This window comes from Micromonospora sp. WMMA1363 (genome assembly GCF_030345795.1).
Lineage (GTDB): Bacteria > Actinomycetota > Actinomycetes > Mycobacteriales > Micromonosporaceae > Micromonospora.
This window is the reverse complement of record NZ_JAUALB010000001.1, coordinates 3759235-3775822: the sequence shown is the minus strand read 5'-3', so window position 1 is coordinate 3775822 and position 16588 is coordinate 3759235. Positions and strand designations below refer to the sequence as shown.

Genomic DNA, 16588 nt, shown 5'->3' with positions numbered 1-16588 from the left:
GATCGCGGAGGGTGGCGCTCGGGGTCGTACGATCTCAGCCATGAGCGGGCACTTCACGGCACCGGCGGCGGCTCTCGCGGACGAACTGCCGGGATGGGTCACGCTGCTGCGGGCGCCCAACCCGGGGCCGATGACGCTCGACGGCACGAACACCTGGGTGTTGCGGGCCGTCCCCGGCGAGCCAGCTGTCGTGGTCGACCCGGGGCCGGCCGACGAGGGGCACCTCGCCGCGATCGCCGCGCACCGGCCGGTCGGGCTGGTGTTGATCACCCATGGCCATCCGGACCACACGGACGGATCGACGCGGCTGCACGACCTGCTCGGCGGGGTGCCGGTCCGTGCCGTCGACGCGGCGCACACCATTGCCGCGGAGCCGGTCGGCGCCGGCGCGTCGCCCACCATCCCCGGCATCGAGCTGCGGCTTGTTCCGACGCCCGGGCACACGAGTGACTCCGTTTGCGTCCTCGCCAGCTACGCCGGTGAGCAGGTCGTCCTCACCGGCGACACCATTCTGGGCCGTGGCACCACCGTCGTCGCCCACCCGGACGGGCACCTCGGGGACTACCTGGCCAGCCTGGAACTGCTCTCGACGTACGTCGGGATCCCGGCCCTGCCCGGGCACGGCCCGGCGTTGGCCGACTGCGGTGCCGCGGCGGAGTTCTACCTAGCCCACCGGCGGGCCCGGCTGGACCAGGTGCGGGCCGCGCTCGACGCTGGCGCCAATACCGCCACCGAGGTCGTCGCGGTCGTCTACGCGGACGTGGACCGCTCGTTGTGGTGGGCGGCGGAGTGGTCGGTCCGGGCGCAGTTGGAGTACCTGGGCCGGGAATCCGGCGGTGCCGACCTGGGCCGGGAATCCGGCGGTGCCGACCTGGGGTTGGAGCAGACGTGACCTGCTCGGTGTGTGGAACCGTCGCCGTCCCCGGGGCGCGGTTCTGCCACAACTGTGGTGCCGCGCTGCCGGCCGCGGCGACCCTTCCGGCCACCGAGCGCCGGGTGGTCACCGTGCTCTTCGGTGACCTGTCCGACTTCACCTCCTGGTCGGAGGACCTCGACCCGGAGCGGGTCGGCGCGGTCACCGACCGGGTGCTCGCGGCGCTGGCCGGCGCGGTCAAGACCTTCGGCGGGCACGTGGACAAGCTGACCGGCGATGGGATCATGGCGGTCTTCGGCGCGCCCGTGGCCCACGAGGACGATGCCGAACGGGCCGTGCGCGCCGCGCTGTCCATGCAGCGGGCGGTCCGCCGGGTGCTCGACGACGAGCGGGGCGGCGGCGCGCCGCTCGGCCTGCGGGTCGGCCTGAACACCGGAGACGTGATCGCCGGCATCCAGGCGGCCATCGAGTACACGGTCATCGGCGACACCGTCAACACCGCCGCCCGGCTGGCCGACGCCGCCGCCGTCGGTGCGGTCTACGCCGGCGCGCGGACCGCTGCCGCCACCCGGCACGTCGCGTCCTGGCGGGCGCTGCGCCCGTTGCGCCTGAAGGGCAAGCGCGAGCCGGTCGAGGCGTACGAGCTGCTGGGCCTGCTGGACGCTCCGGGCACCCGGTCCGGTCTCGGCGACGAGGCGCCCTTCGTCGGCCGGGAGACCGAGATCGGGCGGGCGGCCGGCCGGCTCGCCGAGGTGGTGGACCGCGGTGAGCCCCGGGTGCTGTTGATGACCGCCGAAGCGGGGATCGGCAAGTCCCGCTTCGCCGCCGAGGTGGAACGCCTCGCCGCCGGCTACGAGGTGGGCGCCGGGCGGTTCGCGGCGCACACCGGCGCCCGGGTGCTCTCGATCCGGTGCGCGGCGTTCGGCGAGCGGCGTCGGCTCGGGCCGCTGGCCGACCTGGTCCGGGCCGCCGTCGGCCTGCCCACCGACGCGGCCACCGCGCTGACCCGGCCAGCCGTCGAGGAGCGGCTGCGTCGGCTCGGTCAGCGGTTGGGCCGGGTCGGAGGCGGGCTCGCCCCGATCGCCACCGAGCATCTGCTGGCCCTCCTCGGGTATGCGGAGCTGCCCAGCGGCGTCCCCACCGACCAGGGCGAGTGGAGCCCCGCCGCCCAGGCAGCCGACGTCGACGCGATCCCGAACGCGGTCGCCGACCTGCTCAGCGCCCTCGCCGGTGAGGCACCCCTGGTGGTCGTCGTCGACGACCTGCACAACGCCACCACCGAGACGATCCGAGCGCTCGGCGTGAGCCTGTCCCGGCTCACCGGGCCGGCGTTGGTGTTGCTGCTCGGCCGCCCCGAGTTGGTCCGCACCGCGGGTGCCCTGACCTTGGTCGCCGACGCCGAGGTCCACGCGCTGCCGCCGCTGCGTGGTGCGGACGCGGCCCGGCTGCTCACCAGCTACCTCGGTGGTGGCCGGCTGCCGCAGGCCGACACCGACCGGCTGCTGGCCACCGCGTTGGGTAATCCGTTCTACCTCGCCGAGCTGGTCACGCTGCTGATGGAGCGTGGTGCGCTGACCGTCGGTGTCGGCAGCGGCTGGCGGCTCGCACCGGGCTCACTCGGTAGCCGGTTACTCTCCCGGGATCTCGCCGCCGTGCTCGCCGCGCGGATCGATGCGCTGCCGCCCGACGCCCGCTCGGTGTTGCGGGACGCGGCGGTGGTCGGGGATGACGTGCCGGCGGGCACCCTGGAGGCGCTGCGCGAACAGCGGACCGGAAGGGACGGTCGGCCGGCGGCCGTCGTCGCCGTCGAGCTGGAGCGCGCGGTCGAGGAGCTGCTGCAACGACGGATGCTGCATCGCACCCGCGTCGGCTACGCGTTCGCCACCCCGCTGATGCGGGAGGCGGCGTACGCCGGGGTGAGCAAGGCCGAACTGGCCGAACGGCACGCGGCGCTCGCCCGGTGGGCCGCCACCGACCCACCGGCCGGGGCGCCCGCGCCAGGCGGTTTCACCGAGGCGGCCCGGGACGACTTCGTGGCCGAACACGTCGAGCGGGCGACGGTGTTGGCCGACGCGGTGGGCCTGCGCCCGGACGCGTCGGCGCGGGTGGTGATCACGCTGGGCGTCGCCGCGCTGGGCCGCGCCGCCCGACGGTCGCTGAACGCCGGGGAGCCGGCGCTGGCCGTGGAGTACGCCGAACGCGCCGCCGAGCTGGCGCGGGGTGCTGTGCCGGCGGCCGACCGGGTGGTGCACGCGCGGGCGTTGCTCCAGGTCGGCCGGCCGACCGACGCGCTCGCCTTCGCCGAGAAGATCGCCGCCAACGCCGGTGACGAGGCGGCCACCCGGGCCGGCTCCCTGCTCCTCGCCGGCCAGGCCCACCAGACGATGGGCGACCAGGGCCGGGCGGTGACCTGCTGGCAGGAGGCGTTGCAGGTGGCCACCGCGCAGGGGTTGCCGGCGCTGCGCGCCTCGGCGATGCGCCGTCTCGGTATGGCTGACTTCATCGCCGGGCGGCTTGGCCAGGCGAGCAGTCGGCTCGCCGCGTCGTACCAGGTCAGCCTGACGGTGCAGGACCGCCGGGGGCAGGCCTGGTCGTTGCAGAACCTGGCCTGGGTCACCACCACCCGGGGCGACTTCGCCGGCACCGACGCGGTGCTGGGCCGGGCCGCTCGGCTCTTCGCCGAGTTGAAGGACCCGTACGGGCGGGCCTGGTTGCGCGGCACGACCGCGTTCGCCCGGCTGCTCGCCGGCAGGCTGCGGGAGGCCTGCCGGATGGCGCGGGTGTTTCTGCCCTTCGGCGAGCGGGTCGGTGAGGAGTGGGCGGTGGGCACGCTACGCGCGGTGGAGGCGTTCGCCACCGCCGAGCTGGGCGACCTGGCCGAGGCGGACCGGGCGGCCCGGCGGGCGTACCGGGACTTCGCCGCTGTCTCCGACGACTGGGGGCGCGGCTTCGCGCTGGTGGTGCGGGGTGTCATCGCGCGTGGCCTGGGCGAGCCGGAGCACGCCGCCGACCTCCTCACCGACGCCCTGGGGTATGCCGGGCGTACCTCGCATCCGCTGCTCACCGGCATGGCCGGCACGCTGCGCGGGTTCGTGGCGTTGGACATGGGTGACTTCGATCTCGCCGAGCGGGACGCCCGAGCGGTGCTGACCGCCGTCGAGCCGCACAACCCGCAGGCCCCCGCCCAGGCGGCGCCCCGGGTGCTGCTGGCCACCGCGCGGCTGGCCGCCGGTGACTCGGCGACCGCGGTCGGGCTGCTCGCCCCGGTGGCCACCGCCGCGTTCAATGCCCCGACACTGCTGTTCTCCCGGTGCCAGACGATGGCCCGGTACGGGTCCGCCCTACTCGCGCACGGCCAGTGGGAGCAGGCGTTGGACTGGGCGCGGCGGGCCGTCACCGTCCCGGCGGAGGATGTCCGCAGCCAGGTGGTCGCGGCCGGCGTGCTGGCCGAGGCGCTCGCCGCCGCCGGCCGGTTGGCCGAGGCGCGGGCCAGCGCCGAGGAGGCGGTACGCCTGGCGTACGCCACCGGGCAGCGCAGCGAACGCCGTGCCGCCGACGCCCTGCTCGCCCGCCTCACGTCGGGTTGAGTTCAGTGGGTGCGGTGGGAGCGCCGCCGGAGCCCGCGGTGGGCCGGAGTGGGGCAGGATTGGCGGTTTCGGTGATGTGGGGGGCGGCGGTGGTCGCTAACGTGTGGGGGTCGGATGCGGTCCAGGGGGAGTGACCGCACGGGCTGGGGAGGGTCCGATGAAGCTGCCGCGTTCCGCCGCAGGCTGGACGATCGCGGTCTTCGGCGCGCTCGCGCTGGTCATGGGCGCGCTCGGGCTGATCTGGCCGGAGTTCCTGCTGCGGCTGCTCGGCTTCGAGGTGCCCGCCTCCCGGGCACCCGGTGACTACACCGGCACCTTCCTGACCGCGTCCTCGATGGCCTCGTTCAACATGGGGGTCTACTACCTGCTCGCCACCGCCACCGAGTGGCGGCCCTTCTACCGGTTCACCGTCTGGTTCCGGCTGGTCACCTGCACCGTGTTCACCATCGCGGTGCTGGCCGACGTCGCGCCGGGCCGGTTCTTCGGTGTGGCCGCCTGGGAAGGCCTGGGTGCGCTCGCCACCGCCGCCGGCCTCTGGTGGGATACGCGCCGCGCAGGATCGTCGGACGAGTCCGCAGCCGTGCCCGAGGGGTCCGCCACCGTGCCCGACGAGCAGGGCGATTCACCGTCCGCCGCGGACGCGGTTCGCTGAGCTGCCCACCGGATTCGGTATTTTCGAGCTGTGACCGACACCCCGCCCGGCGCTCTGCCGATGCCCATCGTGCCCGGGCTGACTGATTTACGGGTGTTCGCCCGAGGTGGTTACGCGACGGTCTACAAGGCCACCCAGATCTCGGTGGGGCGCGAGGTGGCGCTCAAGGTCGAGAACCGTACGCTGGACAGTGAGCGGGACCAGGCGCGGTTCCTCCGGGAAGCGCGCGCCGCCGGCCGGATGTCATCGCACCCTCATGTGGTCGACTTGTTCGACGTCGGGGTCACGGTCGACCAACACCCATACTTGATCATGGAACTGTGCGACGGGTCGTACGCCGAGCGGATGCGGACCTCCCCGCTCGGCCCGCTGGAGACCCGCGACCTCGGGATGAAGATCGCCGACGCGATCGCCCACTCGCACGCGGCCGGCGTGCTGCACCGCGACGTCAAACCGGCCAACATTCTCCATTCGCACTTCAACCCGGCGGTGCTGGCCGACTTCGGGCTGGCCGTCGTGGCCGAGATGCGGGACGCTTCGGTCGCCTTGGAGGTGCTCACCCCGGCGTACGCGCCGCCGGAGATGTTCAACCACAGCCCGCCGTCGCCGGCCGTGGACGTGTACGCGCTCTGTGCCACCCTCTACGCGGTGATGCACGGCCGGCCGCCCCGCTGGCGCTCCGAGCGCAACCCGAGCCTGGTCACCGTGCTGGAGATGTTCCACCAGCCGATTCAGGGTCTGCCGGGCGTCCCCGAGGAGATGATCGACATCCTCCGCGCCGGCATGTCCAACGACCCGGGTGCCCGGCCGTCCGCGGCTGAGCTGCGGAACCTGCTGGCTGGCCTTCCGCTCGGCGGCGTCGTACCCGGTCACGGCGGACTCCCGGACGACGCCGGCGGCGGCGCGCCGTCCGGGCCGTACGTGGTCGGCCGGTCGGCCCGGCCCGCGCCCCGCCCGCCGGCCGAGGACCAGCATCCCACCGTGCCCGCCGCCGGCCGGCGGCGACGCCGCTGGTTCCTCGGCGGGGCCGGGGCGGTCGCGCTCGCCGCCGCAGCCGGCGCCGGCGCCTGGCTGGCCGGCGGAATGTTCGCGCCCGTTGCCTCGCCGACCGCCGACCTCGCGGCCGACAGCGGCCCGCGGCCCGCCTGCGCTCAGGCGGCGGAGTTGCCTGACGGCGCGCACTGCGGCGACGAGCTGGAGTGTTTCGGGCCGCTGGAGGTGCGCGGCGCCCGGGCCCGCGCGGCGAGGGTGCCCTGTGCCGGCGAGCACACCTGGGAGAGCTACGCCGAGGGCGAACTGCCCGACGCCTTGCTCGGAGCCGGCTACGACGAGGTCAGCGCCGATCCGACGGTGCGTCGCGTCTGCAACCTGACCACCTTCCGGCTGACCAGCGGCGTCACATCCGTCGACGGGTGGAACCTGGAGGTGCTGCCGCCGGAGGTCGCCGACCGGACGTACCGCTGCCTGGCCGGTCGTGGCCTGGACGCGCTCGCGTCACCTACCTTCACCGTCGGCTGACAGCGGCCGGCCCCGGCGGCGGTCCCGCATCGCGCGCACCGCGTCCCGGTGGTCGAGGGTCTCCAGCGTGTCGGCGTCGACGCCGTAGAGGCCGTCGGCCGGTGGCGAGGCGGGGGTCGTGGGCGGTTGCCGACCGTCGCGGACGGCCGCCACGGCGACCCCCGAGATGGCCGCCGCCAGGATGCAGAGCAGTGCGAGCACGACCGCGAGGAGGTCCTGCCGGCGTAGCACGAGCAGGGTCACCAGCAGCGCGACCGCCGCCGCGCCGGCGACGAGCGCGATCGTCCGTGCGTAGGGCCTGCGTACTGTCACCTGTCCAGGATGTCCACCGCAGCCCGGCTGTCAACCTGTGGTGCCGGATCGCCGCCGGAATGAACAAAAACAACGTCGATCGCGACATTTCCGTTACATCGTCGGGTTTGTTATCCGAAATGCGGCTCTGCCGGAGCGACATTCATTGCCTACGATATTTAGAGTGGCGGGGTCGAGCGACACCTCGACATGTCCCCCGTCGCCCACTGGAAGGCATCCACATGCCACGACGACATCGGTCCCTCGCCGCCGCGGTCACCGGCATTCTCCTCAGCGGACTGGCTGCCGTGCCCGCGACAGCGGCCCCCACCCAGGCCGACCGAGACCGACCAGCCACCTCCGACCGCACCAGTCGCACCGAGGCGCGTCGGGTCGACCGCGTCCCCACGCCGAAACTCGACTGGTACCAGTGCTACGAATACGCCGAGTGCGCCACGGTCGAGCTGCCGCTGGACTACGACCGGCCGAAGGGCGCGACGACCGAGATCGCCGTCCTCCGGGTCAAGGCCCGCGACCAGCAGAACCGGGTCGGCAGCCTCTTCATCAACCCCGGTGGCCCCGGTGGCTCCGGCACCGGCATCGCGCTCGCGGCACCGTACTTCCTCGGTGACGAGGTGCTCGACCGCTTCGACGTGATCGGGGTGGATCCACGTGGCGTCAACGCCAGCGAGCAGATCCGCTGCTTCGGCTCGGTGAAGGAGCAGACCCGGGCTTACGCCGGGCTCAACGTCGCCTTTCCCTGGACGAAGGCGGAGGAACAGGCCTACGTCACCTCCGTGAAGGCGGTCGGCAGGGGCTGCTCCACCACCGGCAAGCCGCTCAGCGGTGCGATGTCCACCGCGCAGGTCGCCCGCGACATGGACGTGCTGCGCCGGGCAGTGGGCGACCGGAAGCTCAACTACCTCGGATTCAGCTACGGCAGCGTCCTCGGCCAGTACTACGCCAACATGTTCCCCGGCCGAGTCCGCGCGTTGGTGATCGACGGTGTGGTGGACCCGACCGCGTGGGTCGGCCAGGGCCGGACGCGCACCGTGGCCCAGGAGGACCGGATGCGCAGTGCCCAGGGCGCGTCCAAGGCGCTGCGCGAAATCCTGGCGCGGTGCGCGGCGGCGGGCAAGGAGCAGTGCGTGCTGGCCGGCGGCGACCCGGCCGCCTCGTACGAACTGGTGGCCCGGCGGCTGCGGGCCAACCCGCTGCTGATCGAGGATCCGGATTTCGGCGACTTCCGGGTCACCTACGCGGATTTCGTATCGGCCACCCTGGGCGCGATGTACAGCCCGTTCGGGTACGAGCAGGTCGTCGGCATCACCGCCGAACTGCTGGTACTGACCGACCCGGCCGCGAGCCCGGCGGCCCGCACCGAGGCCCGCGCCGGCGTGGTCCGGCTCGCCGCGCGGGCACGCCAGCAACGCACGTTCGACTTCCCGTACGACAACGGCTTGGAGACCTTCCTCGGCGTCGACTGCACCGACGCGAACCACCCGAAGGACGCCGGTTCGTGGCGGGCGCGGGCGGCGCGGGCCGACCAGCGCGACCCGTACTTCGGCCGGCTCTGGACCTGGATTTCCGCGCCGTGTGCCCGGAAGACCTGGACGGTACGCGACGAGGACCGGTTCACCGGGCCGTTCACCCGGCGGACCAGCGCCCCGGTGCTGGTCGTCGGCAACTACTGGGATCCGGCTACCAACTACCAGGGTGCGGTCGGCGCGGCGAAGCTGCTGCCGAACAGCCGCCTGCTCAGCAGCGACAGCTGGGGCCACACCGCGTACGGGACGTCGGCGTGCGCCACCGGCGCAATCGACACGTACCTGCTCCGGGGAACGCTGCCGGCGAGGGGCACGGTCTGCAAGGGTGACGTGCAGCCGTTCGCGCCGCTGCCCGACGCTCCGGTGGCGACCGAGCGGGCGGAGGTGGCGGAGAACGCCCGCAGCGCGGCTCCCGGGCGGGGCGCGCCCAAGCGGCTCCCGCCGGTGGTGGCACCGCTGCCCGCGGTCGGCACGCTGACCGTCCGCTGAGGACCCGGGGTGCGGCGGGCGATCGGGCGCTCCCCGCACCCCGGCTCCGGTAGATGGTGGCGGCTCGACGACGGCGGCTACCGTCGGTCTCCCGTAGGTTCCGCCGCGTAGCGAGGTCATTCATGCGCGAACACACCGCCGGATCACGGTTCCGCTCGATCGCCACCACGGCGGCCGTCACGATGACCCTGGTCCTCGCCGCGGCCGCCGGCTGCGACAGCCAGCAGGAGCCGGACCGGCCCTCGGTGCGGGAGAAGCTCCGCGAGTCCCACATCTGGGGTCAACCCGTCCTGCGGATCGGGGTGGCGAACGACGAACCGCTGATGGGTGAGGTGCGCAACGGCGCGCACATGGGTTTCGACGTCGAGATCGCCCGCTACATCGCCGCCTCCCTCGGCTACGAGGGGGAGCAGCGGATCGAGTTCGTGAACGTGTCCACCGAGGATCGGATCCCCGCGCTCCAGGGTGGCGTGGTCGACCTCGTGGTGTCCAGCTTCTCCATCACCGAGGAGCGGAAGAAGCAGGTCAACTTCGCCGGGCCGTACTTCGTCACCACCCAGGAGGTGCTGGTCCCGGCCCGGCACACCGACGGCATCCGCACCATCGAGGACCTGCGGAACCCGAAGTACAAGATCTGCACCAGCGGCGGCTCCACCACCGAGGCGGAGCTGGAGAAGCACCAGGTCCGCACCCTGGTGGTGAAGGACGTCTGGGACTGCGTCGAAGGAATCCGGGCCGGCAAGTACGACGCGGTCAGCTCCGACGAGACGATCCTCGCCGGCTTCCTGGCCCGCTATCCGACCGAGTTCGAGATCGTCGACATGCCGTTCGGCACCAGCGAACTGCTCGGCGTCGGCGTGCCGATCGGTGACCCGGCGCTGCGGGACCTGGTGGCGTACTTCCTCGACAAGAGCTACCAGCAGGGGCGCGATGGGCAGATCAGCCCGTGGCAGACCGCGTACAACCGGACGCTGGGGCCGTGGCTGCGCGGCGAGAAGCGGCAGCCGCAGCCGCTCGACGTGCCGGAGCTGGTGGACTTCGACGACAAGGCGCCCCGGCGATGAGCCGGGCGTCGGAGGCCGGCCCCGGTGCCCCGGCCACGGGTGGCGCGAGGGCCACCGCCCCCGGTGACCGGGACGCGGGTGGCGCGGCGGCTTCCGCGCCGCCGCCCGTGCCGCGCCCACCCGTGCCGGCGACGCTGCCGGCGCAGCCCGCGCCGTCGTCACCGGCAACGCCGGTGCCCGCCACGGGCCACTCGCCGGCCTTGGCCATGGCGGGCGGTGAGGCCGGCTGGGAGCAGGTCGAGCGTCGCGCACGGGCCAGCCAGTCGTTCTGGACGGCCGTGGTCGGCGTACCGACGATCTTCTCGGTGCTCCGGCTCGGGGTGGAGGCCGGCGGCGAGTTGCAGACCACCCTGCTGCTGGTCGCCAACGTCGGGCCGATCAACCTGCTGGCCGGCTTCCTCACCACGACCGCCCGGCTGCTCTCCACCGCGCTGGTCGCGGTCTTCGCGCTCGGCGCGGTGCTCGCCGCAAGTGTGCGGAACCTGCCGCCGGGGCGGCGCCGGCCGCTCTTCGCCCGCTGGACGGAGGTCACCCCGGCCTGGTTCGTGGCCGGGAGCTTCCTGATGGCCCTGGTCACCTGGCCGCTGCTGTACCTGCCGCTCCTCGTGCCCGCCCTCGCGGCGGCCTTCCAACTGTGGCCGGGACGGCTGTACGAGCGCGCCGCCGTGCGGGTCATGATCGTCGTGGCGGTGTTCGCCGCTTACCTGTGGCTGCTCGTGCCGACGCTGCGCGACGCGTGGCGGCAGGAAGAGGCGCTGGCGATCGTGCTGCTGGTCGTGGCACCGCTGCTCGCGCTCGCCATCGCCGGGCCGCTGCCCGGGATGGTGATCCGGCCGCTGGCTACGGTCACCCAGGTCGCCGTGCTGGCCATGTTGGTCTGGGTGGCGCTACCGGTGATCAGCACGCCGGTGCTGCCACTGACCGTCACCACGGTCGGGGCGGCGGCCGGGGCCACCGAGAACATCCGGGGGCACGTGGTGACCACCGACGACGTCAACATGGTGATCCTTCAGGAGCGCGGCGGGGTTCGCTACGTCCCGGTCGACCAGGTACGCGGGCAGGTGCTCTGCCCAACGGAAGAGGAGCTGCCCCGGCACCGGCTGCGAGTCCACGACTTCCACGTGGAGGACTCGTTGCTGGAGGGATTGGGTCGGCGGGTACGCCCGGTACACCGGATCGACGCCGCCTGCCGCTGAACTCCCATACGCGAAGTTCAGCGGCAGGCGGCGCCGAGAGGATCGTCCGGCGGGCGACGGCGTCACCCTTGACATTGAGCTGGTAGCCGTCCAGCCAGATCCAGCCGTCGTAGGTAGCCCAGTCGAGGACCCGGGTCAGGCGGAACAACAGCGGAGTCACGAACTGGGGCTGGCCGCTCGGTCGATACGAAACCGCCGCGAGCCGTCTCCGCAAGTACGAGGCACAACTGATCCCGGGCCTGCTCCAGACCGATGCTTACGCCACGTGCGTTTACCGAGGCCGTCATGGTTCGCGACAGCAAGGACCAGCAGGAGCCGCTGTTGTCCTTCGACCCCGGTGGGTGGGGCTATGCCATCGACGCCGACAAGAACGGGCAGTTCGCCACCTGAGCCGTGACTTGTCTCAGTACGACTTGTCCTGGCCTAGGACGTGCTGGGCGACGAAGTTGAGGATCATCTCCCGGCTGACCGGGGCGATCCGTCCCGCCCTTACCGCACCGAGCAGCGTCGCCACCCCGTACTCCGTGGTCATGCCGGCCCCGCCGTGTACCTGCACGGCGGTGTCGACGGCGAGCGCGGCGGCCTCGGCGGCCGCGTACTTCGCCATGTTGCCGGCGACGCCGGCCTCCAGGTCGCGGCCGGCGTCGTAGAGCACCGCCGCCTTCTGGATCATCAGCCGGGCCAGCTCGACCTGCACCGCCGCGTGGGCCAGCGGATGCGACACCCCCTGGTGGGAGCCGATCGACCGCCCACCCCACACCTTTCGGCTCGCCGTGTACTCCGAGGCCCGCTCGATGGCGTACCGGCCGGTGCCGGCGCCCAGCGCGGCGATCATGATTCGCTCCGGGTTCAGCCCGGAGAAGAGCGCCGGCAGACCGGCGTCCAGGGACCCGCCGACCAGCGCGTCCCCGGGCACCCGGACGTCGTCCAGGTAGAGCAGGAACTGGCTCTCCGGGGACAGGATCTCCATGTCCAGCTTGGACCAGGTCAGCCCGGCCGCGTCGGTCGGCACGACGAACAGCGCCGGCTTCAGCCTCTCTGGCGCCGCGTCCGCCGAGCCGGCACCGCCGTCACCGACGGCGACGCGGGCCACCACCAGCACGTGACCGGCCTCGTCGACCCCGGAGATGTAGCACTTGCGGCCGGAGAGCACCCAGTCGTCACCGTCGCGGCGGGCCACCGTGCCGAGGCGGTGGAAATTCGACCCGGCCTCCGGCTCGGTGATCGCGAAGGCGATCTTCTGCGAGCCGTCGGCGAGGCCAGGCAGATGGCGCTTGCGCTGTTCGTCGGTGCCGTGCCGGTTGATGACCGTGGCGGCGATGGCGGGGGAGACCACGAGCAGCAGCAGCGGGCAGCCAGCCGCAGCCAACTCCTCGCAGACGATGGTCAGGTCGGTGATGCCGCCGCCCCCGCCGCCGTACTCGGTGGGGATGTTCACGCCGAGGTAGCCCAGCCGGCCGGCCTCGTTCCACAGCTCGGTGGTGTGCTCGCCGGCCCTGGCCTGCTCCACGAAGTATCGGTGGCCGTACCGCTTGCCCAACGCCCGGACCGCGTCGCGGAGCTGGTCCTGCTCAGGGGTGGGGTCGAAGTTCATGACGATGCCTCCTCGAGGGAATTGACAACGGCCAGCACGGCGCCGGTGTCGACCTGGCCGCCGGCGGGGACCGGCAGCTCGGCGACCAGGCCGCCGGTTGGAGCGAGCACAGGGTGTTCCAGCTTCATCGCTTCCAGAGTCAGCAGCAGGTCACCGGCGGCGACCCGCTGGCCGACCTCGACGTGCACCCGGGCCACCGCGCCAGGCAGCGGCGCGAGCAGAGACCCCGCGGCCAACTCCGCGGTGGGCAGGGGGAAACGCGGCAGCTCGGCCAGGGTCGCCGCGCCGTCCGGGCCGTCCACGAAGACCTGCGACCCCACCCGGTGCACGCGGTACGCCCGCCGTACCCCGGCCACGTCGAGCACGACCCGCTCCCGTCTGGCCTCGACGAGAGCGACTGCTGGCATCACATCGGCGGTTCCGCCCTCGGCGGTCGGGGCGCCGGCGGAGCCGATGGTGACCTGTGTCGCTCCGCCTGCCGACGCCGACCACTCGGCAAGGTCCCCCGTGCGGTTCAGGCGGTAGCGGACCTTGATCTCCTCGCCGTTTGGGCCGGTGAAGTGGGTGACCTGTGGAAAGGCGGGGACGTTGCGCCAGCCCGACGGCAGCCCGGCCAGCACCGGAGCCGCCTCGCGGCGACCGGCGGCCGCCGCGAGGGCTGCCGCCAGCGCGACCATGGGAACCTCCTCGGCCGGCAGCAGCGGGGCGAAGACCTCAGGGTGCCGATCCAGGAAGCCGGTGTCGACGTCGACCGCGGCGAACTCCGGGCTGCGCAGGATGCGGACCAGCAGATCCCGGTTGGTCGGCACGCCGTGCAACTCGGCCCGAGCCAGCGCGCCGGCCAGGGCACGAGCCGCCTCGGTGCGGGTCGGCGCCCAGGCGATCACCTTCGCGAGCATCGAGTCGTAGTGGACGCTCACCACCGAGCCGTCGACCACGCCCGAGTCCAGCCGCAGGCCCGGCCCGGCCAACGGCCCGAACTCGGCGGCCACACCAGGAACCCCGAATCGGTGCAGCGTGCCCGTCGCCGGTCGGTACCCCTGGCCGGGGACCTCGGCGCAGAGACGCACCTCGATCGCGTGGCCTTCGGTCGGCGGGGTCGCGGTCAGCGGCAGCGGCTCACCCTCGGCGACCAGTAACTGCAGCCGGACCAGGTCCAGCCCCGTAGTCAGGTCGGTGACCGGGTGCTCGACCTGGAGGCGGGTGTTCATCTCCAGGAAGTAGACTTCCCCGTCCGGAGCGAGCAGGAACTCGACCGTCCCCGCGCCGACGTAGTCGACCGCCCCACCGGCGGCCACCGCCGCCTCGTGCAGCCGCTGCCGCACCCCGGCCGGGAGGACACCAGGTGCCTCCTCGACGATCTTCTGGTGACGGCGCTGGATGGAGCAGTCCCGCGCACCAAGGGCCACCACCGTCCCGTAGCCGTCGCCGAAGATCTGAACCTCGACGTGCCGGCCGCGTTCGACGTACCGCTCGACGAAGACCGTGCCGTCGCCGAACGCCGCCGCCGCCTCGCGGCGCGCGCTGGCGATGGCCTCGGCGAGCCCCTCGGCGTCGCGGACCACGCGCATGCCGCGCCCGCCGCCCCCGGCGGACGCCTTCACCAGCACTGGGAAGCCGCTGACCTGGTCGGCGTCGGTCCAGGTGGGGAGCATCGGCACGCCCGCCTCGGCGAGCAGCGCCTTCGCGGCCATCTTGTCGCCCATCGCGGCGATCGCCTTCGGCGGCGGTCCGATCCAGGTCAGACCGGCGTCAGTGACCGCCGTGGCGAAGTCGGCGTTCTCGGCGAGGAAACCGTAGCCCGGATGCACGGTGTCCGCGCCGGCCCGGCGGGCCGCGCCCAGGATCAGGTCGACCCGGAGGTACGTCTCGGCCGGCGTGTTCCCGGGCAGCCAGACGGCCTGGTCGGCCTCCGCGACGAAGGGCGCGTCGGCGTCCGCTGCCGAGTGCACGGCGACCGTCTCGATCCCGAGCGTCCGGCAGGTGGCGAAGATCCGGCGGGCGATCTCGCCCCGGTTGGCAACCAGCAGTCTGCGAATCATCCGAACTGAGCCCTCCTTCCGTTCGCGGCTGCGGGACTCCGCTGCGCTGCGTTCCTCGCGCTCACGGTGTCTGCCTTTCGTTCGCGGCTGCGGGACTCCGCTGCGCTGCGTTCCTCGCGCTCACGGGTCACATCCGGAAGACGCCGAAGCCGTCGGCGCCCTTCACCGGTCCGTTGTGGATCGCCGACAAACAGAGCCCGAGGATGGTGCGGGTGTCCCGGGGGTCGATCACACCGTCGTCGTAGAGGCGGCCCGAGAGGAAGAGCGCCCCGGACTGGGACTCGATCTGCTGCTCGACCATCGTCCGCATCGCCGCGTCGGACTCCTCGTCGTAATCCCGGCCCTTCGCGGCGGCGGCCTGCCGGGCCACGATGGACAGCACCCCGGCGAGCTGCGCTGGTCCCATCACCGCGGACTTGGCGTTCGGCCACGTGAAAAGGAACCTCGGCTCGTAGGCCCGCCCACACATGCCGTAGTTGCCGGCGCCGTACGACGCGCCCACATTGACCGTCAGGTGTGGCACGGTCGAGTTCGACACCGCATTGATCATCAGTGCGCCGTGTTTGATGATGCCGCGCTGCTCGTACTCCGTGCCGACCATGTAGCCGGTGGTGTTCTGCAAGAAGACCAGCGGGATGTCGGCGGCGTTGGCGAGCTGGATGAACTGGGCCGCCTTCTGCGCCTCCGCGCTGAACAGCACGCCCCGGGCATTCGCGAGGACGCCGACCGGGTAGCCGTGCAGTTCACCCCAGCCGGTCACCAGCGCGGTGCCGTAGGTCGGCTTGAACTCGTCGAACTCGCTGCCGTCCAACACCCTCGCGAGGATCTCGCGCGGGTCGAACGGCACCTTCAGGTCGGCGCTGGCGATGCCCAGCAACTCCTCCGGGTCGTACTTCGGCGGCTGGGGAGCGGCGGTACGTGGCAGCGGGCCTTCCTTGCGCCAGTTGAGCCGGCGAATGCACTGCCGGGCCAACCGGATGCCGTCCCGCTCGTCCTCCGCCAGGTGGTCGGCCAAGCCGGACGTGTTGGCGTGCATCGCCGCGCCGCCCAACGACTCGTCGTCGGCGTCCTCGCCGGTGGCCATCTTCACCAGCGGCGGCCCGGCCAGGTAGACCTGCGACTGCTCCCGGACCATGATCACGTGGTCGGACATTCCCGGCACATAGGCGCCCCCGGCGGTGGCGTTGCCGAAGACCACGCTGACCGTCGGGATCTTCGCGGCGGAGAGCCGGGTCAAGTCCCGGAACACCCGCCCGCCGGGGATAAAGATCTCCGCCTGGGTGGGCAGGTCCGCGCCGGCCGACTCGACCAGGTTCACCATCGGCAGCCGGTTCGCCAGGGCGATCTCGCCGGCCCGCCGGGTCTTGGCGAGCGACCACGAGTTGACCGCGCCGCCGCGGACCGTCGGGTCGCTCGCGATCACCAGGCACTCGACGCCCTCGACCACGCCGATGCCGGTGACCGTGCTGGCGCCGACCGGGAAGTCCGTGCCGAACGCGGCCACCGGCGACAGCTCGAGAAACGGGCTGTCCTGGTCGAGCAGCAGCTCGACGCGCTCCCGGGGGAGCAGCCTGCCGCGCTTGTGGTGCCGGGCCACGTACTTCTCGCCGCCGCCGGCTCGGGCCTGGTCGAGCGCGGCGTCCAGTTCGGCGAGGCGTTCCAGCAGGGCCTCGCGGTTGACCCGAAACGCCGGCGCCACAGGGTCGATCGCGGTGTCGAGTATGGTCACGGAGT

12 protein-coding genes and 2 pseudogenes are annotated in these 16588 nt (G+C 72.8%); 9 read left to right on the top strand and 5 right to left on the bottom strand.

From position 1 onward, the window contains the following. Positions 1-40 precede the first annotated feature (40 nt). The 4 genes from QTQ03_RS17510 (at position 41) to QTQ03_RS17495 (ending at position 6631) form a co-directional block, all read left to right on the top strand. The gene (locus QTQ03_RS17510) at positions 41-892 is read left to right on the top strand and encodes an MBL fold metallo-hydrolase (protein WP_289278998.1); all 852 of its coding nucleotides are present in this window, start codon (positions 41-43) and stop codon (positions 890-892) included. Then, the gene (locus tag QTQ03_RS17505; protein WP_289278997.1) at positions 889-4461 is read left to right on the top strand and encodes an adenylate/guanylate cyclase domain-containing protein; all 3573 of its coding nucleotides are present in this window, start codon (positions 889-891) and stop codon (positions 4459-4461) included. Before QTQ03_RS17510 ends, QTQ03_RS17505 begins: the two co-directional genes overlap by 4 nt. 157 nt (positions 4462-4618) lie before the next feature. Continuing rightward, a complete protein-coding gene (locus QTQ03_RS17500) occupies positions 4619-5113 on the top strand; it encodes a hypothetical protein (protein WP_289278996.1) in 495 nt (164 codons plus the stop codon). 60 nt (positions 5114-5173) lie between these two features. Continuing rightward, positions 5174-6631 (top strand): serine/threonine-protein kinase, encoded by a 1458-nt coding sequence (locus tag QTQ03_RS17495; RefSeq protein WP_289280875.1) that lies wholly within the window; start codon positions 5174-5176, stop codon positions 6629-6631. On the opposite strand, the gene QTQ03_RS17490 is transcribed toward QTQ03_RS17495, so the two are convergent. Then, the gene (locus tag QTQ03_RS17490; protein ID WP_289278995.1) at positions 6608-6943 is read right to left on the bottom strand and encodes a hypothetical protein; all 336 of its coding nucleotides are present in this window, start codon (positions 6941-6943) and stop codon (positions 6608-6610) included. The two genes, QTQ03_RS17495 and QTQ03_RS17490, sit on opposite strands and share 24 nt — an antisense overlap. A gap of 221 nt (positions 6944-7164) precedes the next feature. Between QTQ03_RS17490 and QTQ03_RS17485 the strand changes: the two genes are divergently transcribed. The 3 genes from QTQ03_RS17485 to QTQ03_RS17475 all read left to right on the top strand — a co-directional run bounded on the left by QTQ03_RS17485 (position 7165) and on the right by QTQ03_RS17475 (position 11218). After that, a complete protein-coding gene (locus QTQ03_RS17485) occupies positions 7165-8958 on the top strand; it encodes an alpha/beta hydrolase (protein ID WP_289278994.1) in 1794 nt (597 codons plus the stop codon). 122 nt (positions 8959-9080) lie between these two features. Beyond that, positions 9081-10022, top strand: a complete 942-nt coding sequence (locus QTQ03_RS17480) for a transporter substrate-binding domain-containing protein (protein WP_289278993.1) — start codon at positions 9081-9083, stop codon at positions 10020-10022. Beyond that, positions 10019-11218 carry a hypothetical protein gene (locus tag QTQ03_RS17475; protein ID WP_289278992.1) on the top strand — a complete coding sequence of 400 codons (1200 nt, stop codon included), beginning with the start codon at positions 10019-10021 and terminating at the stop codon, positions 11216-11218. Before QTQ03_RS17480 ends, QTQ03_RS17475 begins: the two co-directional genes overlap by 4 nt. A gap of 40 nt (positions 11219-11258) precedes the next feature. On the opposite strand, the pseudogene QTQ03_RS30705 reads toward QTQ03_RS17475, so the two are convergent. Further along, positions 11259-11443: pseudogene (locus QTQ03_RS30705) on the bottom strand (hypothetical protein); the annotation flags it as partial. 2 nt (positions 11444-11445) lie between these two features. Between QTQ03_RS30705 and QTQ03_RS17470 the strand changes: the two are divergent. Further along, positions 11446-11520, top strand: a pseudogene (locus QTQ03_RS17470) (hypothetical protein); the annotation flags it as partial. Then, the gene (locus QTQ03_RS17465; RefSeq protein ID WP_289278991.1) at positions 11504-11608 is read left to right on the top strand and encodes a DUF397 domain-containing protein; all 105 of its coding nucleotides are present in this window, start codon (positions 11504-11506) and stop codon (positions 11606-11608) included. The pseudogene QTQ03_RS17470 and the gene QTQ03_RS17465, both read left to right, overlap by 17 nt. Before the next feature lie 13 nt (positions 11609-11621). Here the strand turns inward: QTQ03_RS17465 and QTQ03_RS17460 are convergent, their stop codons facing one another. From QTQ03_RS17460 to QTQ03_RS17450, 3 genes are all read right to left on the bottom strand, one after another. Continuing rightward, positions 11622-12812, bottom strand: coding sequence for an acyl-CoA dehydrogenase family protein (locus QTQ03_RS17460; protein WP_289278990.1), 1191 nt, complete (start codon positions 12810-12812; stop codon positions 11622-11624). Further along, positions 12809-14854, bottom strand: coding sequence for an ATP-binding protein (locus tag QTQ03_RS17455; protein WP_289278989.1), 2046 nt, complete (start codon positions 14852-14854; stop codon positions 12809-12811). The genes QTQ03_RS17460 and QTQ03_RS17455 overlap by 4 nt, the downstream gene beginning before the upstream one ends. 127 nt (positions 14855-14981) lie before the next feature. Then, a complete protein-coding gene (locus tag QTQ03_RS17450) occupies positions 14982-16583 on the bottom strand; it encodes an acyl-CoA carboxylase subunit beta (protein ID WP_289278988.1) in 1602 nt (533 codons plus the stop codon). Between the last annotated feature and the right edge of the window lie 5 nt (positions 16584-16588).

Excerpts from the sequence above, each read along its gene's own strand:
- QTQ03_RS17510 (WP_289278998.1), top strand. The coding sequence starts at position 41 with ATGAGCGGGCACTTCACGGCACCGGCGGCGGCTCTCGCGGACGAACTG.
- QTQ03_RS17500 (WP_289278996.1), top strand. The coding sequence starts at position 4,619 with ATGAAGCTGCCGCGTTCCGCCGCAGGCTGGACGATCGCGGTCTTCGGC.
- QTQ03_RS17495 (WP_289280875.1), top strand. The coding sequence starts at position 5,174 with ATGCCCATCGTGCCCGGGCTGACTGATTTACGGGTGTTCGCCCGAGGT.
- QTQ03_RS17485 (WP_289278994.1), top strand. The coding sequence starts at position 7,165 with ATGCCACGACGACATCGGTCCCTCGCCGCCGCGGTCACCGGCATTCTC.
- QTQ03_RS17480 (WP_289278993.1), top strand. The coding sequence starts at position 9,081 with ATGCGCGAACACACCGCCGGATCACGGTTCCGCTCGATCGCCACCACG.
- QTQ03_RS17475 (WP_289278992.1), top strand. The coding sequence starts at position 10,019 with ATGAGCCGGGCGTCGGAGGCCGGCCCCGGTGCCCCGGCCACGGGTGGC.
- QTQ03_RS17465 (WP_289278991.1), top strand. The coding sequence starts at position 11,504 with ATGGTTCGCGACAGCAAGGACCAGCAGGAGCCGCTGTTGTCCTTCGAC.
- QTQ03_RS17460 (WP_289278990.1), bottom strand. The coding sequence starts at position 12,812 with ATGAACTTCGACCCCACCCCTGAGCAGGACCAGCTCCGCGACGCGGTC.
- QTQ03_RS17455 (WP_289278989.1), bottom strand. The coding sequence starts at position 14,854 with ATGATTCGCAGACTGCTGGTTGCCAACCGGGGCGAGATCGCCCGCCGG.